The following is a 20,735-nucleotide window of genomic DNA, read 5'->3' on the forward strand; positions in this document are numbered from 1 at the left end:
CGCCCTGTCCACAACGGCGCATCAACCTTAAGATCGCGCCCATGCTGAACCTCGCTAAGCAGATTTTTGGCTCCTTGAACGAGCGCAAGGTGCGCCAGCTGAAGCCGATGGTGGCGCGCATCAATGCGCTCGAGCCGACCTTCGAGGCGCTCTCGGACGAGGCGCTCCGCAACAAGACCAGCGAATACCGCCACCGCCTCGCCCGCGGGGCCAAGCTCGACGACATCCTGCCGGAAGCCTTCGCCACCGTTCGCGAGGCCTCCAAGCGCGTGCTCAACATGCGCCACTTCGACGTGCAGATGATGGGCGGCATCTTCCTGCATCAGGGCAAGATCGCCGAAATGCGTACGGGCGAGGGCAAGACCCTCGTCGCCACGCTGCCGACCTACCTGAACGCGCTCGAAAGCCGCGGCGTGCACGTCATCACGGTGAACGATTATCTCGCCAAGCGCGACAGCGAGTGGATGGGCCAAGTCTATCGCTTCCTCGGCCTCAGCGTCGGCGTCATCGTGCATGGCCTTTACGACAACGAGCGCCGCCAAGCCTACGCGTCGGACGTCACCTACGGCACCAACAACGAGTTCGGCTTCGACTATCTGCGCGACAACATGAAGTACTCGCTGGGCGAGATGGTCCAGCGCGGCCACCGCTACGCGATCGTCGACGAAGTCGACTCGATCCTGATCGACGAGGCGCGCACGCCGCTGATCATCTCCGGCCCGACCGAGGACCGCAGCGAGTTCTACAAGTCGATCGACACGCTGATCCCGCTGCTGACGCCGGAGCACTACGAGCACGACGAGAAACAGCGCTCGGTGACCTACACCGAATTCGGCTCCGAGACGATGGAGCAGATGATGACGGAGCGGGGACTGCTGCAAGGCTCGCTCTACGAACCGGCCAACATCTCGCTCGTGCACCACGCCAACCAGGCGCTGCGCGCACACAAGCTGTTCCACCGCGACAAAGATTACATCGTCAAGGACGGCGAAGTGGTTCTGGTCGACGAGTTCACCGGCCGGATGATGCATGGCCGGCGGCTCTCGGAAGGTCTGCACCAGGCCATCGAGGCGAAGGAAAAGGTCAACATCCAGCCGGAAAACCAGACGCTGGCGTCGATCACGTTCCAGAATTATTTCCGCCTTTACGACAAGCTCGCCGGCATGACCGGCACGGCGGCTACCGAAGCCACCGAATTCGCCGACATCTACAAGCTCGACGTGGTCGAAATCCCGACCAACCGTCCGATCCAGCGCAAGGACGATGACGACGAGGTCTACCGGACGGCGAAGGAGAAATACAAAGCCATCATCACCGACATCGAGGACACCCATCGGCGTCAGCAGCCAGTGCTGGTCGGCACCGTATCGATCGAGAAGTCGGAGGTGCTGTCGAACCTCCTGAAGCAGCGCGGCATCCCGCACCAGGTGCTGAACGCGCGCTACCACGAGCAGGAAGCGAGCATCGTCGCGCAAGCGGGCGTGCCCGGCGCGGTGACGATCGCCACGAACATGGCCGGCCGCGGCACCGACATCCAGCTCGGCGGCAACGTCGACATGCGCGTGAAGGCGGCGCTGAAGGGCGACGAGACGCCGGATCAGATCGCCGCGCTTCGCCGCGACATCATCGCTGATGTCGAGCAGAAGAAGCGCGTCGCGCTCGATGCGGGCGGCCTCTACGTGCTCGGCACCGAGCGCCACGAGAGCCGGCGCATCGACAACCAGCTGCGCGGCCGCACCGGCCGCCAAGGCGATCCGGGCAAGTCGAAGTTCTATATCTGCCTCGAAGACGATCTCTTGCGCATCTTCGCCGCCGACCGCCTGGACGCGATCATGCGCGGGCTCGGCATCCAGGAGGGCGAGGCCATCGTCCACCCGTGGATGAACAAGGCGCTCGAAACCTCGCAGCGCCGCGTCGAGCAGCGCAACTTCGAGATCCGCAAGAACCTCTTGAAGTACGACGACGTCATCAACGATCAGCGCAAGGCGATCTTCGAGCAGCGCATCGAGTTCATGCGCACGGCCGACGTCGCGCCCATCGTGAAGGACATGCGCCACGACGTCGTCGAGAAGCTGGTCTGGCGCCACATGCCGGAGAAAGCGTATCCCGAGCAGTGGAATACGCCCGAGCTGATGGTCGAAGCCGAAGAGATTTTCGGCTTCCGCTCGCCGGTCGATCAATGGGCGATGGAAGAGGGCATCGCTCAGCAGGAAATCATCGAGCGCCTGACCCGCGAGGTCGATCAGGCCTACGCCCAGAAGGCGGCGATGCTCGGCCCCGAACGCCTGCGCGCCGTGGAAAAGCAAGTTCTGCTCAGCGTCGTCGACATGCGCTGGCGCGAGCACCTCTCTTTCTTGGATCACCTGCGCTCGGTCATCCACCTGCGCGGCTACGCTCAGCGCGATCCGCTGAACGAGTTCAAGACCGAAGCGTTCACGCTGTTCGAGCGCATGCTCCTCGATCTGCGCACCACCATCACGCGCATGCTGCTCCGGCTGCAGATCGGCCAGGCCGACGAACAGGCGCTGGCGCCGCGCGCGCCGGCGCAGACCTACGAAATCCACCAGAATCCCGATACGGGCGAGAACGAGATGATGAAGCGCGACGCGCCTTCGCTCGCGCCCGAGGGCTTCGACCGCCACGATCCGCGCACCTGGGGCAAGGTCTCCCGCAACGCGCCGTGTCCGTGCGGCAGCGGCAAGAAGTACAAGTACTGCCACGGCCAAGAAGCGGCGACGGCTTAGTCCGGAACACCGGCGCGTCAGCGCCGTTCAAGCCGTCATGGCGGCGAAGACGGCGACCGCGAAGAGGGCGAAGAGCGCGGGCAGTAAGCGCGCTGCAAAGAAGCGCGCGCCGGCGAAGAAGCGTTGGTCGCAACGCGTCACCGAAACCAGCCACGCGCTCGACCTGAAGCAGGGCGTTTTCACGCTGAAAGATCCCAAGCGCATCGCCGCGTCGCTGAAGCGCTCGGCCGAGCGCAGCGAGCGGCGCAAGTCCAGCTCGTTCCGATCGGCGATGTCGATGCTCACCTTCTACATCAATCGCGCCGGCAAGGAGCTCCCGATCTCGCGCAAACGCACGCTGGAGCGCGCCAAGGACGAATTACGCGCGCAGTTCGGGCGTTGATTTATGGCCGGCGGACTTCCAGCGCGCCGGATCGCTTTGCGACTTTCGCCAGGTCGCCATCAAAGCTCACGAAAGCTTCGCATTGCCGAGACGCCGCCATATGCAGCGCGTCGGCAAAGTCCATTCCCTGTAGCGCCCAATCGAAAGCCTGCGTAATCACCGCTGCTTGATCGAGCGTCACAGTCGGCAGACCGCAAAATGCTCTGAGCGACTCGACGGCATCTTGTCTTGGATAGTCGAACGTACTTCGCAGCACCCAGTCCGATTCCAGGAGAACTGTGGCTGTCAGCAAGACATCGTTCTTGTTGATGAACGTACGCGCTTGCGCCGATTGGGACGCATCATCGTTCGTCAAATATCGAACGAGAATGTTAGTATCGACTGCGAGCATGACGACGGCGCGCTTCGGCCAAGACGCCGGCGTCCATTTCCTTCAAGGTCTTCGGCTTGCCCTTGTATTTGAGCATCCCGAAGACATCGTCAGGGTTAGTGCGCGGAATGCCCGCCGCTTCTTTCAGCAGCACGCCCGCATCGGTCCGCTCGACCGTGAGGCGCGTGCCTTCGGTCCATTTCAGCTCGTCGCGGATCGCCTTGGGCAGGATGACCTGCCCCTTGGTCGAAACCGTCGTAGTGGGCGTCGACTTGCTCATGGTAAGACGAAGGTAAGACCAAGTTCCCCTTGCGTCAAGAGGAGGCTTATTTCGAAGCCGCCCCTTCGTCTTCCGCCGCCGCCAAAATCTCGTACTGCGACAACGCCAGTCTTCCCTCCGCATCGAGGAAAGCCCGGCCGCGCGCGCTCGCGCGCAACGCCGCCGTGTCTTGATAGACGGCCGGCCCGGCCGGCGGCGCGACGCGGCTGTGGCCGATGCACGGCACGCTGATCTCGACCTCCGCGCCGACCGTATAGAGCCTTCCGCGCTGCACTTCGCTCACGCGGCCATGCACGGCGCAAAGCAGCGGCCCTTCGATCTCCACCCGCTCCACATCGATGACGATCACGTTCGGCGCAGTGTTGCGCGCGCGCTCGTAATATTGCGGCGCCAGCGCCGCATGGGCAGCCGCAGTGAGCGCAACGAAGCCGCCCGCCAGTGTGATGATCAGTTTACGCATCACTCTCTCCCCGCCAGTTCCGTCAGCAGCACGCGCCAGTGAGTCAGTCCTTGGTAAAAGCTCTCCACCGGCACGCGCTCGTTGAGGCCGTGCGCGAAATCGTCTTCGTCGCCGATGAAGATGGCGCCGACGCCGTAAGTCGGGATCCCCGCCGCGCGGAAGAAGAGGCCGTCGGTCGCGCCGGCGGACATGAATGGCGTGATCAGCACGCCTGGGTGCGACGCATGCACCGCGCGCGTCGTCGCCTCCATCACGTCGGAGCGAAGCGGCGAGGCGTCGCTGAAATTCGCCGGGCCGAGCGGCGCCACCTCGACGTTCGGGCCGGCGATCGCGCGCAATTCGTTCTGCACGTCGGCGACCGGCACGCCCGGAAAGATGCGGCAGTTCACCGTCGCCGACGCCGTCTGCGGCAGCGCGTTCTCGGCGTGGCCGCCGGTCAGCATCGTCGCCACGCAAGTCGTGCGCAGCAGCGTCGAGATGTTCGGGTTCTGCGACAGCGTCCGCGCCGCCACGCGATCGCCGGGCCGCTCGGCGAAGCGACGCATAGCTGCCGCCTCCGGGCCGGAGAATACGTTCGCCGCGTTGCGGAAGCCCTGCACCGTCGTGTCGTTCCACATTACCGGAAACTGGAATGCGCGCAGCCGCGCCAGCGCGGCGGCGAGGTCGTAAATCGCGTTGTCCGCACGCGGCGCGGAGGAGTGGCCGCCGGGGTTGCGCGCCGTGAAGGTGAAGCTCGCGTACGTCTTCTCGGCCGTCTGCACCACGTAAGCGAAGCCGCGGCCCTGCGCGTCGAACTGGCCGCCGCCGGCGTCCGAGTTCAGCGCGAACTCCGCATCGCCGATCAAGCCGCGATGTTCGCCGAGCAGCGCCTGCGTCGTCGCGCCGGTCGTCTCTTCGTCACCCGAGAACCAGATGATCAGGTCGCGCGTCGGCGTGAATCCCTCATCGCGCATGGAGATGAATGTCGAGGCGAGGTGCGCAATGCCCGCCTTGTTGTCGAGCGTGCCGCGGCCGAAGAAGAAGCCGTTTTCCTCTACCATCGTGAACGGGTCCCGCTCCCATTCCTCACGCCGCGCCGGCACCACGTCCATGTGTGCGAGCAGCAGGATCGGCCGCCCGCCCGAACCGTCGCCCCGATAGCGCACCAAGAGGCCCGCCGTGTCGTTGGCGGTAATGATGCGCACATCGTCCGCGGCGAACCCGCCGGCGCGGAAGTGTTCAGCCAGAAAGTTCGCCATCGCCACGTTTTGCGGCCCGGTCGAGGTGTCGAAGCTGACGATCCGCTCGTAGAGCGCGCGCGCGCTCGGACGTTCGACATCGACCCACGCCTGGGCCTGCGCCTCGGCCGCAAAGCACAGCAGCGCCGCGCCGATCAGACGCCCACACCAGTCGCGAAGCATGTATTCCCCCGGTTCGTTTCGGCCATGCTGGGCGGCGGTTAGCGCTTTGGCAAGGGATTGGGCGCAGGGCTAGCCCATGTCGCTCGCGCACGCGCCCGCCGCCCGCGCCGCCGCGCCCTCGCTGGCGCGCTGGCAGCCGATTGCCGCTGCGCTGTGCCTCGCGCAATTCAGCGAACCGTTCTTCGCCGCCGTCGCGCAGAGCCAAGGCGCGACCGAGCCGCCCGGCTATGCGCGCCTCGCCTTCGTACCTGTCTACGCCTTTCTCGCCTGGGCGATCTGGCGCAACCGCGCTGCCGCGTTTGGCGCCGCGTGCGCCGCGCCGCTCTTGATGAGCCTGCTCGCGCTCTGCTTCGCCTCGACGCTGTGGTCGATCGATAGCGGCGCAACCTTCCGCCGCTCCATTTGGCTCGCGCTCAACATGGGCTTCGGCCTCTACTTGGCCTGGCGCTACGATTGGAAAGGGCTGCTCAACGTCCTCGCCGCCGGATTCGTCATCCTGGCCGCTGGCTCGTTCGCTCTTGGCTTGCTCGCCCCCAGCATCGGCCGCATGAGCTTCGAGCATCCGGGCGCCTGGTCCGGCTTGTGGACGCACAAGAACACGCTCGGCGGCATCATGGCGCTCGGCGTCGCCATCGCCGCCGCCGCCGCAATCGTCGCGCCGGAGCGGCGCAAGCTCTGGATCGGCCTCTGCCTCGCGTGCTTCGCGCTGGTGCTGCTTTCCACTTCTAAGACCGCGCTGCTCGCTTCGTGCCTCGGGCTCGGCGCCACCGGCTTCTGCATGATGATCCGCCAAGGTCCGCTCGCCGCAACCTTCGCCGTCAGCAGCGTTCTGGTTGCCATCATCGCCGGCGCAGGGCTCGTCTTGCTCGCGCCCGACATCATCGTCGCCGCGCTCGGCCGCGACCTCACGCTCACCGGCCGCACCGACATCTGGGAAGCCTCCGCCCGCTTCGTCGAGGCGCAGCCCTGGCTCGGTTACGGCTATTACGCCTTCTGGCTGCCCGATAACGGACCGGCCTATTGGGTGCGCGAAGCGGTGATGTGGCAGGTCGCCTCCGCGCACTCGAGCTGGCTCGAAACCGCGCTCGGCCTCGGCCGCGTCGGCGTCGCCCTGTTTGCGCTACAGCTGATCGCGACGCTCGCGCGGGGCGCAGCCGCAACGATGCGTGCCGACGCCGGCCTCTGGGCCCCGGCCTTCCTCGCCGCCTTCGCGCTCTACACCTTGAGCGAAAGCCACGCGCTGCAAGCCAACAATCTGTTCTGGACGATCTACGTGGCGGTCGCAGCCCGACTCGCCCTTGATGCTCGCGCAAGAAAGCTCGCATGACCGCAACGCTCATCCTCGGCGTCGATCCCGGCCTCAATCGTTGCGGCTGGGGACTGGTTCAGAGCGAAGGTTCACGCCTGACGCACGTTGCGCACGGTGTCATCAAGCCGCCGCCGCATCAGCAGCTCGCTTCGCGGCTGCACGACGTGTTCGAAGGCCTCTCAGCCGTGATCGAACAGCACCAGCCGCACGAAGCCGCGGTCGAGGAGACCTTCGTCAACTCGAACGCCCGCGCCGCGTTGGCGCTCGGTCAAGCGCGCGGCGTTGCGCTCGCCGCCGCCGCGCGCCGCGGCCTTGCGGTCGCGGAGTACGCGCCGACGACGATCAAAAAAGCCATTGTCGGCTCCGGCGCCGCCGACAAGACGCAGATCGCCTTCATGGTTCGCCGCCTGTTGCCTACCGCCGGCGAGTTGACGGCTGACGCCGCCGATGCGCTCGGCGTCGCGCTCTGCCACGCCGCGCACGGCGGCTTCCGCAAGCGCGCCGGGGCCTGACGGAAACATCATCTCGACGTTGCGCTTTCGCCGCCGCTGTAGCTAGATCGTCGGCACCGGAAACGGCGGTCGATGGCGGACGAGCACAAACCCGACTCCAACCCAGATTCCACCGACGTCGCTGCGCTGCTCAATTCATTGCGGCTCAGCGAAGCGCGCCTGCGCGGCGTTCTCAACAGCATCAGCGACGGCTTCTACGCAGTTGACCGCAGCTGGCGCTTCACCGAGTTCAATCCGGCTGCCGAAACCTACTTTCGCATCAAGCGTGACGACATCATCGGACGCGTCATCTGGGACATGATCCCAGGCGCGAGCGACGAATTCAAACATCTGCTTCGCGCCGCTATGGCCGGCGCGCCGATGGCGACGCTGGAAACGCCTTCGCTCTATCGGCCCGATCGCTTCGTCGAACTCCGCATCGCGCCGACCGAAGAGGGCATCTGCGTCGCCCTCACTGACATTACCGAGCGCAAGCGCGCCAGCGAAGAAGTGCAGCGCCGCCTGGACGCCGCCGTCGCGGAACGAACGGCCGCCCTCGAGGCCCGGCTGCAGGCCGAGGCGCAATTGCGCCAGGCGCAGAAGCTCGAAGCCGTCGGCCAACTCACCGGCGGTGTCGCCCACGACTTCAACAATTTGCTGATGATCATCGCCGGCGGCCTCAACATGCTGGAGCGTTCCGACGCGCCCGGCCGCCGCGAGATGCTGATGGCGCGCATGCGCGAGGCGGTCGAGCGCGGCGCCAATCTCACCCGCCAATTGCTCGCCTTCTCGCGCCGCCACGAACTCAATCCAGAGCCGATCCGCCTCGGCGACTATTTCGCCGGCTTGAACGACCTTCTCGGCCGCAGTCTCGGCGTCAACGTGCGCGTCGTTATCGATGCGCCGGCGGAGGTCGCGCCCATCCTGGCGGACCGCAACGGACTCCAGCTCGCGATCCTCAATCTCACCGTCAATGCGCGCGACGCAATGAACGATAGCGGCGTCGTCACCATCTGCGCACGCGACGGCGCGCTCGACGATCCCGGCGCTCCGTTCGTCAGCATTTCGGTGATGGACACCGGCGCGGGCATGACGCCCGACGTGATCGCGCGCATCTTCGAGCCGTTCTTCACGACCAAGGAGATCGGCAAAGGCTCCGGTCTCGGCCTCGCTCAGGTGCATGGCTTCGCCGAACAATCCGGCGGCCGCATCCATGTTTTTTCGACGCCGGGGCAGGGCACGTCGATGACGTTGGTGCTCCCGCGCGCCGAGACGGCGCCGGCCGCCGCGCCAAGTGCTGCTGCGCCGCCGCGTGCGCCGTCGTCCCCGCGGGGCGCCGTTCTGCTGGTCGAAGACGACCAGGAAGTCGCCGCCATCACGCAGGAGATGCTGCAGGACATCGGCTGGCGCGTCACCCGCGTCGCCAGCGCCGAAGCCGCGCTCGGCGCGCTCAATCGCGCGCGGTTCGATCTCGTCTTCTCGGACGTGATGATGCCCGGCGGCATGAGCGGCGTCGAACTGGTTCGCGAGCTGCGCGCCGGCGCGTCCGTCACCCCCGTTGTGCTGACCACCGGCTATTCCGAATCCGTGCGGGCCGAGGCCGAGCGACTGAGCGTGGCGCTGCTGCCGAAGCCCTATGATGTCGATAGCCTGGCCCGGGCGCTGGACGCTGCGATGGCGGCCTCGGTCTGAAATCGTCGCAACCGGGTCCAAGCTTGGAAACTTCGCCCGTCGCGCCGCGTTGGGGATGGGTAAGTTCCCGCGGGTTCGCGGGCTGACGCGTGTCAGGGGGCTCCGAAAGCGGGGCCGCCCGCAGGCGCGCGGCTGGCGGGGACTCAACGCGTCTTGGGCTGCCCCGCATGAATCCACACCTCAGCGCTTTCATCCGCCAATTTCAGCGGCACCTCAGGGAAGCCTGGTTTCCGATCGTCATCTCCGGACTCATGTTCGGCATTTTCGGCGTGTTCGGCCTTGCCGCCGGCCAAGTCCAGGAAGTGCTGGCGAACTATATTGGCGACGGCGAACGCGAATTCGCCTGGACCCGCGCGCTGCTTTCGCTCTTCGCCATTCTCATCTTCGCATCGACGCTCCGCCACTGGACCGCGCGGCTGCTCGGCGTGAACATTCACGCCGCCACCACCGACGGCTGGAGCGGTTGGCATCGCGTCTTCATCTCGACGGCGTGGTATGCGCCGTTCCTCGGCGCGGCTTTGAGTTTCGCGCAAGCGCACGTTTCCACCGGCGGCTCGCTCGATTGGCAAGCGCTGCCGCAGCAGATCCAGACTCACCCTTTCCTCATGCTGGCGGCCGCCGCTGCTTTGATGCCTGGCGTGCTCATCTTCGTCTGGTGGCTCGGCCCTGTCGCCGAGTTTCGCCGGCATGTGTTCTCGAGCAACCTCGCGAGATTTTTGAGTTCGGCCGTGCTGCCGCTCGGCTTCAGCGCACTCGCCGGGTACTTCCTGCTGATGCCGCCGTCCGCGATCGAGTTTGCGCGCGCCATCGGCCCGGTGCCGATCGTCGGCTTCAGCCTCGCGGTCATCACCGCTGTCGGCTGCTATCTCATTCTCTTCAGCCGGCGCCGCAACCTCCCGGTGTTCACGCCGGTGCTGCTGGTGCCGGTATTGATCGGCGCGCTGGGGTGGGACGACAATCACTTCATCCGCCGCCTCTCCGACGACAGCGTGCTCGAACGGCCGCCGATCAGAGACGCGTTCTACGAGTTCGCCGCGGCCGACCCGCGCGCGCCGATCGTGCTGATCAGCGTCGAAGGCGGCGGCATCCGCTCGGCGCATTTCGCGGCGATGGTGCTGGCGCGCCTCGCCGATCATTGTCCGCGCCTCGCCCGCCGCATCTTCGCGATCAGCGCAGTCTCCGGCGGCGCGATCGGCGCGGCCGCCTATCAGGCCAGCCTCGAATCCATGCCGCTCGAAGGCGAGCATTGCGACCTCGACGGCGACCTGCCGCCTGGCGCGCGCCAGATGGCGCTCGACAATATGTTGAGCCGCGACCACCTCTCGCCGACATTGGCGAAGATGGCGTTTCCCGAACTGGTGCAGACGTTCCTGCCGGCCTCGCGTCCCGATAGCCAGAATGCGTTCGTGCCGGGGTCCGATCGCCAGCTCGGTCTCGAACTCACGTTCGAGCAGGCCTATGCGGAAGCCTTCGGCGTCCCGCGTGAGCAGGCTAATCCGATCGAGCATTCGGTGTTCTCGCAGAGCGCCCCGCCGCACCTGATCATCAACCTGACGCGCGTCTCCACCGGCGGCGATTACGCCGCCTCCAGCCTCGATCTCAGCGGCGTGCGCGAACAGCATCCGTGGCTGCACGATTTCCGTTGTCTGTGGGCCGAGCGCAGCGCCGATGGCGGCGCGGCCGATTGCACGCGCGCGCCGGACTTCCGCTTGAGCACCATCGCCGCCAGCAGCGCGCGCTTTCCGGTGATCTCGCCCGCCGGCACGGCCGGGCGCGTCGACGGCCAGACCTACCGTTTCGTCGACGGCGGCTATTTCGACAATTCCAGCATCGAAGCCTTGCTCGCCGTCATCGATCATCTGCGCGCACGGCCGAACTTCGAGACCGACATCCGTCCGCGTCTCATCATTCTCCACATCGACGCCAACCCCTATTCCGCCGAAGGCGAGCTGCCGCGGCCGCAGCAGGAGCGTCGTCTCGATCTCGACATCCACGAACTGCAGGCCGTCCTCGCAACCCGCGAAGAACGCGTGCGCATGTCGTTCAACAAGTTGGAGAATCTCGAAGAGGCCGAAACCGTCTGCGACGTGCAACTGATCGAAATGGATCAGCCGCAGGACGTCACGCTGCGGCTCGGCTGGATTCTCTCCAACGCCTCCGCGGCCGGCCTCCAGCGCGAAGCCGCCCTCCAGCTTGCCGCCCCCTACGAAGCCGGCGACCTGCCCCTCGGCGCCTGCCGCAACCCGAACCGGCCGGCAAAGCCCAGCGCTTAGGTTTTCCACAGGCTCCGCATCATTCCGCTCCCCGCCGAATCCCGCCACCAACGACGGTGGAGAACTCGGTATGATCGGCAGTTTGAACGGCACGGTGGCGGCGGTGGGGGAGGAGACGGCGCTGATCGAGGTCGGCGGCGTCGGTTACGTCGTCCAATCCGGCGCCCGCACGCTGTCGCGGCTGGCGGTTGGCGCGCCGGTGAAGCTCTTCATCGAGACGCACGTGCGCGAAGATGCGATCCGGCTGTTCGGCTTCAGCGGCGAAGAGGAGCGCGCCTGGTTCGCGCACCTGCAGACCATTCCGGGCGTCGGCGCCAAAGTGGCGCTCGGCATCCTCGACGCGATGCCGCCGGAAGTTCTGGTCGACGCCATCGCGCTGCAGGACAAAGCCGCCTTCGCCCGCGCCAACGGCGTCGGCCCTAAGCTCGCCGCGCGTCTCGCCACCGAACTCGCCGCCAAACAGGGCCCCAAGGGCTTCATCGGCATGAGCGCCGGCGCCGCGCGCAGCAACGGCGCGCCGCCGCCGGTGAACGGCGCCCGCGCCGAAGCGGTCTCCGCGCTGGTCAATCTCGGCATCGATCAATCCAGCGCCGCCCGCGCCGTCGCCAGCGCCGCCAAACAATTCGCCGCCGACGCGCCAGCGCCTGAGCTGATCCGCGCCGCTCTCAAGGAAGTGAGCCGCTGACGCGTTGATCTTCACGCGCGCCTGTGCCTCCATCCTCCGGGAAGAGGGCCAATGCGCGCATTCGTTTTCGCAGTCGCCGCAGTCTGCATGTTCGCAGGCGCCGCCAGCGCGCAGAGCCAGCTCGTAAGCTCCGTCACGATTGAGCGCGGCGAGGCCGCAACGCTCCACTTTGACGAAGGCGGCGGCGCCATGTTGATCGAACGCGGTGTCGCGCCGCCGCTTACGCCATTCGAGGAATCGGTGGCGCATGACCTGTCGGGCGGCGCGTTCGATTATGCAATCGGCCCAGTCTCGGCGCCCATGACAGGCGACAAACGGCCGACGCCGAGTCCCATCACGCCTCATGCCGTGCGGTTGAAGTTCGTTCCCGCGCCGGACGAGGAGCATACGTTGCTGCTGGTCGAGAACGGCTACGAGCAGGCGTTCCGATACCGAGCGCTGATTTACATCGAAGGTGAAGGTGAAGCGACTGACGTTTGCCTGGTCATGCCGGCGCTGCGGGGTTTTGAGCACTGGCCGTATCGGATCGACCGGATCGAGCTGTCTGCATTGCGGCTTCAGCCCTGGCGCGAGGGCGACGCTGTTCCTTGCGCGTAGCGCCTAAGCAATCTCCGCGATCTCCGCATCGCCGCCAGCAACACGCACGATATCGCCCTCGCTTTTGCCGAGCAGCGCCTGCGCCAAGGGCGAGACGTGGCTCAGCGTCCCGCGCTCAGGATCAGCTTCATCCTCGCCGACAATGCGAAACGTCTGGCGGCGGCCGTCGCTGCGCTGCACCGTCACCGTCGAACCAAAATGCACGATATTGGCGTCCGCCGGCGCCGGCATCAGATGGGCGCTGCCGCGCCGCGCCGTCCAATAGCGCAGATCGCGACCGATCCGCGCGCGTGCGTCGCGGTCGTCGCCGTCCGCCGCCGCCAGTTCCGCGGTCAGCCGCACGATCTCCGCCTCGATCGCGGCTAGGCCCTCGGCCGTGACCAGGTTGGGCGCGCTGGAAACGAGCCGCTCCGGCAGCTCCTCGGGCGCGTCGTCGTGGTCCTTAACAAAAGCGCGGCTCATACCGAAAACCTAGGTCTCGGCCGCTTCTTTGCAACGGCGGCGTAAGAATCCCCGGGCCGCCGGCGTCTAAGGCTGCAGATCGGAGGCGATGTGGGCGAGGCGCGGTTTCAGGCGTGGATGGGCGAGCACCTCGGCGTGCTGCACCGCATCGCCCGCGCTTTCGCCGCCGGCGCCGATCAGCACGATTTGCTGCAGGAGCTCATGCTCGCCGTCTGGCGCGCCGCGCCATCGTTCCGCGGCGATGCGGCGCCCTCCACCTTCATCTTTCGCGTCGCCCACAACCGCGCCATGACCTGGCGCCGCAGCGAAGCGCGCCGCCGCCATCGCCATACCGAATACGAACGCCTACGCGTGGAGGAGGGCGCCGAAACCGATCCGCTGCTCGCGCGCCTCTACGCCGCCATCCGCAAGCTCGAGGCGCTCGATCGTTCGCTGCTGATCCTCTCGCTCGAAGGTCAGAGCTATTCCGAGATCGCCGCCATTCACGGCCTCAGCGAAACCAATGTCGGCGCCCGCCTCACCCGCGCGCGCAAGAAGCTCACCCAGCTCATGGAGAACGACGATGGATTATGAAGCCCTGCGCAATGCCTGGCGCTCTAGCGCCAACGCCCCCGACGCCGCCGCCAGCGCGTATCTGCTGAACGAAGCGCAAAACACGCTCACGCATCGGCGCCGGCATTTGCGGCGAATGCTCGCCTTCGCCGCACTGATGCTCACCATCCCGCTCGCGCTCATGGGCGTCGATCTTCTCACCGGCCAAGTCGACGCGATTGATCTTGCCCGCGAGTGGGGACTCGTCCCGTTCGCGCTGATTCCGTTCGCCGCGCTCATCCTCATCGCCCGCCGCGCGGCGCCGTCGGCGGCGTCGACGAACACCTTGATCGAGGCGTTCCGCGCGCTGCGCGCCGACAACGCCGCCGCGCGGCTCCGCATCCGGATCATCGGCGGCGCGATGATTGTGTTTGCGCCGCTGTTGTTCGTGTTGCTTGGTCAGCTTGTCGCCGTTGGAAAAATGGCGCCGCACGAAATGCAGAGCGCGGGCGTCGTGCTCGGCGGCGCGCTGGCGCTGGGCGCGCTTTGGATGGCGATCAAGTTCTTGACCCAGCTCGCCCCCGAGCGCCGCCATCTCGACGCGCTGATCGCCCAGTACGAATCCGCGGCCTGAGCGTTGCCGCAGCCAGCGAGGGCGTTAGGTCCGAACCATGGCGTTTTGGATCGTCGTTTTCGCCGGCTGCGCGCTCGTGATCGCCTTCGCTGGCTGGCGGCTCACGCTCGCAGTCGACACTATCGCCGACAGGACGGGCGTCGGCCGCGCCTTCCTCGGCATGATCCTAGTCGCGACGGTGACCTCCCTGCCGGAGCTCTCCACTGGGCTCAGCGCCGTGCTGGTTGTCCGCTCGGCCGACATTGCCGTCGGCGATGTGGTCGGCAGTTGCGTGTTCAATCTGCTGCTGTTCGTGCTGGCCGACGTCGCCTCCGGCAAGCGCGCGTTCTACGGTGCGCTCAGCGCCTCGCACTTCTTGACCGCCGCCGCCTCGATCGTGCTGGTCGGCGTCGTCGCGCTCGCAATCCTCACGCCCATCTCCAGCTTCGCCGTCGCGCATGTCGGCGCCGTCTCGTTCGCGCTGGTGCTGCTCTATCTCGGCGCCGCCCGCTTGCTCTACGCGGTCGAGACGCGCGCGACACCCGCGCTCGACGCGCCCGACCGCAGCGGACGCGCCCCGCTCGGTGCTGCGATCGTGCAGTGCATCGTCGCCGGCCTCGCCGTCACCGCCGGAGGCGCCTTGATTGCAGTGAGCGCCGGCGAGATCTCCGAGCGCCTGGAGCTCGCCCAATCCTTCGTCGGCGTGGTGTTCGTCGGCGCGGCGACATCGCTGCCGGAGGCGGTGTCAGTCATCGCTGCCATCCGCCTCAAGGCTTATGATCTCGCCGCCGGCAATTTGCTCGGCAGCAACATGTTCAACGTGCTCATCCTGGTCGCCGACGACATCGCCTACCTCGACGGTCCGATTCTCGAAGCCGCCGTCCCATCGCTGGCGCTCGCGCCGATCGTAGCCATGGTGATGACGGGCGTGGTCATCGTCGCGATCGGCTACGGCCAGCGCACGCGGCTTGCGCCGGTGGACGCCGCCGCGGGGCTCGCGCTCACGTTGCTGTTCGCCTTCAACACGTATCTGGCCGCAACTGGCGTCGGCCCCTGAGGCGTGGACAGGCGTCACGAACACGCCGCGGGGCTGTGCGATGGCCGAAATCGCAGCTAATGTCGTTCCCGAAGGGGGCTTACGACATGGCCGAGAAGAAGGGGGCGGCGAAGAAGGGCGCTGGCAAGGCGCGCGTAGCGAAAGCGCCGAGAGTGAAGGTTCGCCAACGGCGCGAAGTGTTCAACCGCTTCTTCAGAATCGTCGAAGCCGAATTCGACCAGCCCAAGCTCGACGGCTCCGGCGTCATCAAGAACGTGAAGCGCCTCGTGTTCGAACGCGGCGACAGCGCCGCGGCTTTGGTCCACGTCACCGACCGTGACGTCGTCGTCCTCACCGAACAATTCCGCTTCCCGACTTATGACAAGGGCCCGGGAATCATTCTCGAAGCCATGGCCGGATCAATCAGTGACGGCGAAGATCCGGAAGCGTGCATCCGCCGCGAGATGCTCGAGGAGATCGGCTACGAAGCCAAGAAGCTGGAGAAGATTGCGCACTTCTACGTCTCGCCCGGCGGCACGAGCGAGCGCATCTTCCTCTATTACGCGCCGGTGACGACCGCCGATCTCGTCAACCCGGACGCCTGCGGCGTGGCGCACGAACACGAAGACATCCGCCGCGTCGAAGTGTCGACGAAACGCTTCATCGACGATGCGCTGAACGCACGCCTCAACGACGCGAAGCTCCTGGTCGCGGGCCTCTGGCTCGCCGCGCGCACGCCTGCGCCTGCGAAAAGGAAGACGCCTACGAAAACAAAGACGAAGGCCAAACCCAAGAAGAGGCGCTGACGCAGCCGGAATACAATCTGAAATCGAAGCGCATTTGGTCCCGATCGTCATTCCGGGGCATCGCGCAGCGATGAACCCGGAACCCAGGGGCCACCACACTTGCGTTTGCCCCTGGCTTCCGGGTTCTCAGCTTCGCTGAGCCCCGGAATGACGAATGATAGTGCTTGCGACTGGACCTCGCAGCCGCTGCGGCCGATCTAGCGCACGAAGCGCTAGCTCCGCTTCCCCTCGCGCAGCTGCTGCTGCAGCACGCTGCGCGCGATCGGACGCTCGGCCCAGAACGAGCCTGCGCCGTGGCGCTGCTCGAAGTTGTTCACCAGCGGCGCAACGTCGGACCAGTCCTGCTCCTGCTTGCGCTCGCGCGGCGCCTGAACGGCGAAGCGGCCGAGTCCCAAGCTGTTCGGATCAACCCAATCCTGCAATTCGCTGATGAAGGTGCGCCGCGCGCTGAAGATGTTGTTCGAAGCTTCCGCAGCGCCGTTGTCGTCAATATTGGCGGCATGGCGCAATTCCTCGTGCGCCAGCATCAGCGTGTCGAGAATGGGATCGCGGAAACCCTTCATCGCGCTTGGACGATCGCGGAACGACGGCCAGTCGAGATCGCCGCTATGGTTGGGGAAGTAGAGCCGGCCGGTATCCACCAAAGCCGAAAGCCGCGCCATCAGGTCGGCCGCGGCGGTTGCATCGATCGGCTGGCCCGGCGCCTTGTTGCGAAACACAACGTTGGCCTCGGCCATGGCTTCGTTCGACATGCGCGCCCAGACCAGCAGCTCGGCCAGCACCGCGGCGCGCATCTGATTGCGCTCGAGCTTGCGCATCTCTTCGGCCGCGTCCCGCTCGCGGCGCACCCGCGCGAGCGCGGCGCGGCTGATCCAGCTCAGAAAGCCGAAGAACACGCTGAGCACGAACAGGCCGAGCGTGATCAAGTCGCCGCTCGACAGCCCCGCGAAAAAGTCCTCGATCGTCTGCATGCCTGTCCCCCACGCTTGGGGGCAGTCTAGCACCTGCCGGCCCGCGGCCAAGGCTAACCTCGGCCGCGGACGCCTCCCCCCAAGCGGGGGAGGGCCAGCGCCAGGCGCCTAGGCGGTCTCCGCCGTCTTGGCCAGCTCCTGCTGCGCCGCGCAGCCGACCTCGACTGGATACATCGCCCGCATTTCGCAGACGCCCTCCCAGCCCTCGCCGTAGAGCCGGTGCAGCTCCATGAAGTCGACCGCCGATTTCAGCGCCTCCTCGCGCGTGGCGAACTCGAAGATGGCGAAGCCGCCGATCACTTCCTTCGTCTCCGTGAACGGGCCGTCATGCACTTTGAGCTTGCCGCGCCTGAGCTCGACGCGCGCGCCGCCGCCGGCCATCAGCGGCACGAGCCCGCCGGTGCTGATCATCCGGCCTTCAGCCATCGCCTGTTCGCCGGATTTCATGATCTCTTCCATCAGCCGCTGCGGCGGCGGCTTGCCGTCTTCGAGGGCGGAGATGAGGTACATGTAGCGCATGGGGACTTGTCCTTTCGTGTCACGCCGCAGCGGCGCTAGGCTGAGGACGATGCGCTGTCCCGAAAGCCGACGTTTCGTTTCGAGATTTATCCACAGGCGCGTGGGAAGGGCCGGGAGAACAATCCGGAAACCCGAATCGAGCTACCAAGGCCCATGGCCGAAGCAGAACGTCTCGTGACCGCCGACCGCATGCCCGGAGAGGGCGCGGACCGCGCTCTCCGCCCGCAGGGGTTTGACGAATTCGTCGGACAGCCCGCGGCCAAGGCCAATCTCAAAGTGTTCGTCGAAGCCGCCCGCGCCCGCGGCGAAGCCATGGACCACGTGCTGCTGTTCGGCCCGCCGGGCCTCGGCAAGACCACGCTCTCGCAAATCGTCGCCCGCGAACTCGGCGTCGGCTTTCGCGCCACTTCCGGCCCCGTCATCGCCCGCGCCGGCGATCTCGCCGCTTTGCTCACCAACCTCGAACCGCGCGACGTGCTTTTCATCGACGAGATCCATCGCCTCGCGCCGGCGGTCGAAGAAATCCTCTATCCGGCGATGGAGGATTATCACCTCGACATCATCATCGGCGAAGGCCCGTCGGCGCGCAGCGTGCGCATCGATCTTGCGCCCTTCACGCTCGTCGGCGCCACCACGCGCGCTGGGCTCCTCGGCACGCCGCTGCGCGACCGCTTCGGCATTCCGGTGCGGCTCGAATTCTACGGCCCGGATGAACTCCTCGGCATCGTCACCCGCGCCGCCGGCAAGCTCGGCGCGCCGATCACGATGGAAGGCGCGATGGAGATCGCCAAACGCGCCCGCGGCACCCCCCGCGTCGCCGTACGCTTGCTCCGCCGCGTCCGCGACTTCGCCGGCGAAAACACCATCGACGCAAAAGCCGCCGACGCGGCGCTGAAGCGCCTCGAAGTCGACAGCGACGGCCTCGACATGCTCGACCGCCGCTATCTCCACGCGCTGGTGGAAACTTATTCCGGCGGCCCCGTCGGCGTAGACACGTTGGCCGCCGCGCTCGCGGAGGCGCGTGACGCCATCGAAGACGTGATCGAGCCCTACCTCATGCAACAAGGCTTCGTCATGCGCACGCCGCGCGGAAGGATGGCGGCTGCGAAGGCGTACGAGCGGCTGGGGAAGAAAGCGCCAAGCGCGCCGCCCGCGACGGGGAGTTTGTTCGGGGAGAAGTGATAGCGAAAGAGTGACTGGTCCGATCGCACCCGATGCTCATACGATCACCTATGCGCGCGATTTTTGCCGCGATCGTTTTTGTTTGTGCCGTAGCAGGCGAAGCATCGGCTCAAACGATGCGGCTAGGGCCGTTTGAGCTTGGAATGAGTCCTCACGAAGCGGATGCGGCGGCGCCCGGAACGCTTCGCTTTGAGGCGCCGACGCGCGGTGGGTCAACGCGCGCGGAAGGGATTGTTGAAATGTTCGGCGCCGAGTTCACTTTGAGCGCAGGATTCTACTGGAATACAGGGCTGCGAACGTTGTCGATCCTTCATCGCGGCGATGAAGATGATCAGGCATGCCGCGCGCTTGCAGCTGCAAGCGCTGCTGAGGTGGAGCGCGGCCTTGGCCTGGAGGCGCCGGAGATTCCGCCTCACAGAACTCCTTGGTACGCCGGTCAAAATAACTACGATGAGGCGGATATTTGGGATATGAACTGGTATGCCGGCGGCGCCCCCGGTGATTGTGTGGTGGGCGTTCAAGTCTCGGCCGATCCGGTCCGCGTTCCAGATCCGATGCATGAGGAGTTGGCGAATGCCCCATGGATTTCGGGCGCCCCCGCATGGATGTCGACCCCAACTCGTGCGCAGATTTTGGCTGTCTATCCTGTTCAAGCGAGAGAGTTAGGATTCGAGGGAGAGGTCGATCTTGCGTGCCGTGTCCGGCTCGAGGGCGGTGGACTGCGGTGCATGGTGCTAGAAACGCGCGGTTGGACCTTTGGTGAAGCGGCGCTCGATCTTGCGGAGACCCACTATCGGATTGCTCCCGTAGTCGGTGGCGAGAGCACTGCCGGGCGGCAGCTGAGATTGCGCATTGAATTTCGAACCCCGCACGAAACACCCCAATAGCGTTGGTCTGTGCGGGTGGCGCGCCGTTCACGCCGGCGTCGGCCACTTTAGCGTTGTACCGGACCTCTGGCGAGGCGCAGCTTTCCTTCTATACTCCCCCCAATGCCCGACAACCTCTCCCTCACCATCAAGCTCGATCCGCACACCGCGCAGCAGCTGGCCGAGCGCGCGCGCGAGGAGGGCGTAACGCCGGAGCAATACGCCGCTGAACTGGTCGCCGAACTCATGGCGGACGATGCCAGCTCCTGGCCGCCGCTCAGCATCAGCGACGAAGAACTCCGCGCCTCGATCGAGCAGCAGCGTCGCGAGATCGCCGCCGGCACGGCTCAGCTCTACAGCCGCGAAGAAGTCATGGCCGGCGCCAGGGCCATCTTTAGCGAAAGCGCGGGAAGTCGATCCTAGGAGCTGAGCGGCCAGTCCGGTTTCGCCCTGTCGCTTGGTGTGTTATCCTCCGCCCATGTCCGCTATCACCATCCCGCTTGATCCCGACACGGAGGCCAAGCTCGACGAGATCGCCGCCGCCACGAAGCGCGGCAAAAGCGAGATCGTGGCCGACGCCGTCGCCGCCTTCGCGCGGGACGAAGCGGAGACCATCGCCAAGATCAAGCGCGGCATGGCTGACGTTGAAGCTGGGCGGACCGTTCCGCACGAGCAGGTCATGCGCGAAATGCGCGAGATCATCGAACAGGCCAAGCAGCGGCGCAAATGAAGCGGATCGCGTGGTCTGAAGAGGCCAGAGCCGAACTCCGCCAGATCATCATCCGCATTTCCGACGACAATCCCTTTGCGGGGGAACGCGTTTCGAAGCGCATTCGCGATGCGGTCGCGAAGTTGCGCTATTTCAATAGCGGCCGCACCGGCCGAGTAGAAGGCACGTTCGAGAAGCTGGTTCCAAAGACGCCTTACATTATCGCGTATGTGGTGCGGCGTACGACCAGCGGTCGCGAAGATGTCTTTATCGTGCACATCATCCACGCGGCGCGTGATTGGCCTGAAGGGCAGTGGCCCGGCTGAAACCGCCTACGCGAACTTGCCGTGCCGCCGC

24 protein-coding genes are annotated in these 20,735 nt (G+C 66.1%); 17 read left to right on the forward strand and 7 right to left on the reverse strand.

Features of this window, described 5'->3' with window-relative positions; translation table 11 throughout:
* The first annotated feature begins 41 nt into the window (after positions 1-41).
* Together secA and VEA80_RS09210 are read left to right on the forward strand one after the other, a co-directional pair.
* On the forward strand, positions 42-2,744 hold the full coding sequence (gene secA / locus VEA80_RS09205; RefSeq protein ID WP_325060432.1) for a preprotein translocase subunit SecA: 2,703 nt from the start codon (positions 42-44) through the stop codon (positions 2,742-2,744).
* A 37-nt stretch (positions 2,745-2,781) separates the two neighbouring features.
* Positions 2,782-3,126, forward strand: a complete 345-nt coding sequence (locus tag VEA80_RS09210) for a DUF3175 domain-containing protein (RefSeq protein ID WP_325060433.1) — start codon at positions 2,782-2,784, stop codon at positions 3,124-3,126.
* Between the two features lies 1 nt (position 3,127).
* Here the strand turns inward: VEA80_RS09210 and VEA80_RS09215 are convergent, their stop codons facing one another.
* From VEA80_RS09215 to VEA80_RS09230, 4 genes are read right to left on the reverse strand one after another with little or no spacing between them, the layout of a single operon-like run.
* Positions 3,128-3,517, reverse strand: coding sequence for a type II toxin-antitoxin system VapC family toxin (locus VEA80_RS09215; protein WP_325060434.1), 390 nt, complete (start codon positions 3,515-3,517; stop codon positions 3,128-3,130).
* A complete protein-coding gene (locus VEA80_RS09220; protein ID WP_325060435.1) occupies positions 3,498-3,776 on the reverse strand; it encodes an AbrB/MazE/SpoVT family DNA-binding domain-containing protein in 279 nt (92 codons plus the stop codon). Before VEA80_RS09220 ends, VEA80_RS09215 begins: the two co-directional genes overlap by 20 nt.
* 46 nt (positions 3,777-3,822) lie before the next feature.
* Positions 3,823-4,236: a hypothetical protein gene (locus tag VEA80_RS09225; RefSeq protein ID WP_325060436.1), complete on the reverse strand. Its 414-nt coding sequence runs from the start codon at positions 4,234-4,236 to the stop codon at positions 3,823-3,825.
* On the reverse strand, positions 4,236-5,636 hold the full coding sequence (locus VEA80_RS09230) for a M20/M25/M40 family metallo-hydrolase (RefSeq protein WP_325060437.1): 1,401 nt from the start codon (positions 5,634-5,636) through the stop codon (positions 4,236-4,238). Before VEA80_RS09230 ends, VEA80_RS09225 begins: the two co-directional genes overlap by 1 nt.
* A 76-nt stretch (positions 5,637-5,712) precedes the next feature.
* Here VEA80_RS09230 and VEA80_RS09235 point away from each other — a divergent pair, with 76 nt between their 5' ends.
* The 6 genes from VEA80_RS09235 to VEA80_RS09260 all read left to right on the forward strand — a co-directional run bounded on the left by VEA80_RS09235 (position 5,713) and on the right by VEA80_RS09260 (position 12,683).
* Positions 5,713-6,963 carry an O-antigen ligase family protein gene (locus VEA80_RS09235; protein WP_325060438.1) on the forward strand — a complete coding sequence of 417 codons (1,251 nt, stop codon included), beginning with the start codon at positions 5,713-5,715 and terminating at the stop codon, positions 6,961-6,963.
* Complete coding sequence (gene ruvC / locus VEA80_RS09240) at positions 6,960-7,457, forward strand: crossover junction endodeoxyribonuclease RuvC (RefSeq protein ID WP_325060439.1); 498 nt, start codon at positions 6,960-6,962, stop codon at positions 7,455-7,457. The genes VEA80_RS09235 and ruvC overlap by 4 nt, the downstream gene beginning before the upstream one ends.
* Positions 7,458-7,529: 72 nt before the next feature.
* Complete coding sequence (locus tag VEA80_RS09245; RefSeq protein ID WP_325060440.1) at positions 7,530-9,128, forward strand: ATP-binding protein; 1,599 nt, start codon at positions 7,530-7,532, stop codon at positions 9,126-9,128.
* A gap of 167 nt (positions 9,129-9,295) precedes the next feature.
* Positions 9,296-11,401 (forward strand): hypothetical protein, encoded by a 2,106-nt coding sequence (locus VEA80_RS09250; RefSeq protein WP_325060441.1) that lies wholly within the window; start codon positions 9,296-9,298, stop codon positions 11,399-11,401.
* A 70-nt stretch (positions 11,402-11,471) separates the two neighbouring features.
* Positions 11,472-12,086: a Holliday junction branch migration protein RuvA gene (gene ruvA, locus VEA80_RS09255; protein ID WP_325060442.1), complete on the forward strand. Its 615-nt coding sequence runs from the start codon at positions 11,472-11,474 to the stop codon at positions 12,084-12,086.
* 51 nt (positions 12,087-12,137) lie between these two features.
* A complete protein-coding gene (locus VEA80_RS09260; protein WP_325060443.1) occupies positions 12,138-12,683 on the forward strand; it encodes a hypothetical protein in 546 nt (181 codons plus the stop codon).
* 3 nt (positions 12,684-12,686) lie between these two features.
* Here VEA80_RS09260 and greA read toward each other — a convergent pair whose 3' ends face one another.
* A complete protein-coding gene (gene greA, locus VEA80_RS09265) occupies positions 12,687-13,145 on the reverse strand; it encodes a transcription elongation factor GreA (protein ID WP_325060444.1) in 459 nt (152 codons plus the stop codon).
* 117 nt (positions 13,146-13,262) lie between these two features.
* Here greA and VEA80_RS09270 point away from each other — a divergent pair, with 117 nt between their 5' ends.
* The 4 genes from VEA80_RS09270 to VEA80_RS09285 all read left to right on the forward strand — a co-directional run bounded on the left by VEA80_RS09270 (position 13,263) and on the right by VEA80_RS09285 (position 16,131).
* Complete coding sequence (locus tag VEA80_RS09270; protein ID WP_325060445.1) at positions 13,263-13,718, forward strand: sigma-70 family RNA polymerase sigma factor; 456 nt, start codon at positions 13,263-13,265, stop codon at positions 13,716-13,718.
* Entirely contained in the window at positions 13,708-14,310 is a 603-nt protein-coding gene (locus tag VEA80_RS09275; protein ID WP_325060446.1) for a hypothetical protein, read from the forward strand. Before VEA80_RS09270 ends, VEA80_RS09275 begins: the two co-directional genes overlap by 11 nt.
* A 37-nt stretch (positions 14,311-14,347) precedes the next feature.
* Positions 14,348-15,346 carry a hypothetical protein gene (locus VEA80_RS09280; RefSeq protein WP_325060447.1) on the forward strand — a complete coding sequence of 333 codons (999 nt, stop codon included), beginning with the start codon at positions 14,348-14,350 and terminating at the stop codon, positions 15,344-15,346.
* Positions 15,347-15,432: 86 nt separating this feature from the next.
* A complete protein-coding gene (locus VEA80_RS09285) occupies positions 15,433-16,131 on the forward strand; it encodes an NUDIX hydrolase (RefSeq protein ID WP_325060448.1) in 699 nt (232 codons plus the stop codon).
* Positions 16,132-16,343: 212 nt separating this feature from the next.
* On the opposite strand, the gene VEA80_RS09290 is transcribed toward VEA80_RS09285, so the two are convergent.
* Positions 16,344-17,102: a hypothetical protein gene (locus VEA80_RS09290; RefSeq protein WP_325060449.1), complete on the reverse strand. Its 759-nt coding sequence runs from the start codon at positions 17,100-17,102 to the stop codon at positions 16,344-16,346.
* A gap of 108 nt (positions 17,103-17,210) precedes the next feature.
* Positions 17,211-17,621: a YciI family protein gene (locus tag VEA80_RS09295; RefSeq protein ID WP_325060450.1), complete on the reverse strand. Its 411-nt coding sequence runs from the start codon at positions 17,619-17,621 to the stop codon at positions 17,211-17,213.
* A gap of 153 nt (positions 17,622-17,774) precedes the next feature.
* Between VEA80_RS09295 and ruvB the strand changes: the two genes are divergently transcribed.
* From ruvB to VEA80_RS09320, 5 genes are all read left to right on the forward strand, one after another.
* A complete protein-coding gene (ruvB, locus tag VEA80_RS09300; protein WP_325060451.1) occupies positions 17,775-18,803 on the forward strand; it encodes a Holliday junction branch migration DNA helicase RuvB in 1,029 nt (342 codons plus the stop codon).
* 50 nt (positions 18,804-18,853) lie between these two features.
* A complete protein-coding gene (locus VEA80_RS09305) occupies positions 18,854-19,690 on the forward strand; it encodes a hypothetical protein (RefSeq protein WP_325060452.1) in 837 nt (278 codons plus the stop codon).
* A gap of 102 nt (positions 19,691-19,792) precedes the next feature.
* Complete coding sequence (locus VEA80_RS09310) at positions 19,793-20,092, forward strand: hypothetical protein (RefSeq protein ID WP_325060453.1); 300 nt, start codon at positions 19,793-19,795, stop codon at positions 20,090-20,092.
* A 55-nt stretch (positions 20,093-20,147) separates the two neighbouring features.
* Complete coding sequence (locus VEA80_RS09315; RefSeq protein WP_325060454.1) at positions 20,148-20,399, forward strand: CopG family ribbon-helix-helix protein; 252 nt, start codon at positions 20,148-20,150, stop codon at positions 20,397-20,399.
* On the forward strand, positions 20,396-20,704 hold the full coding sequence (locus tag VEA80_RS09320) for a type II toxin-antitoxin system RelE/ParE family toxin (protein WP_325060455.1): 309 nt from the start codon (positions 20,396-20,398) through the stop codon (positions 20,702-20,704). The genes VEA80_RS09315 and VEA80_RS09320 overlap by 4 nt, the downstream gene beginning before the upstream one ends.
* Positions 20,705-20,735: the final 31 nt, after the last annotated feature.

It is taken from the genome of Vitreimonas sp. (assembly GCF_035627415.1).
In the GTDB taxonomy this organism is placed as follows: Bacteria; Pseudomonadota; Alphaproteobacteria; order Caulobacterales; family Aquidulcibacteraceae; genus Vitreimonas.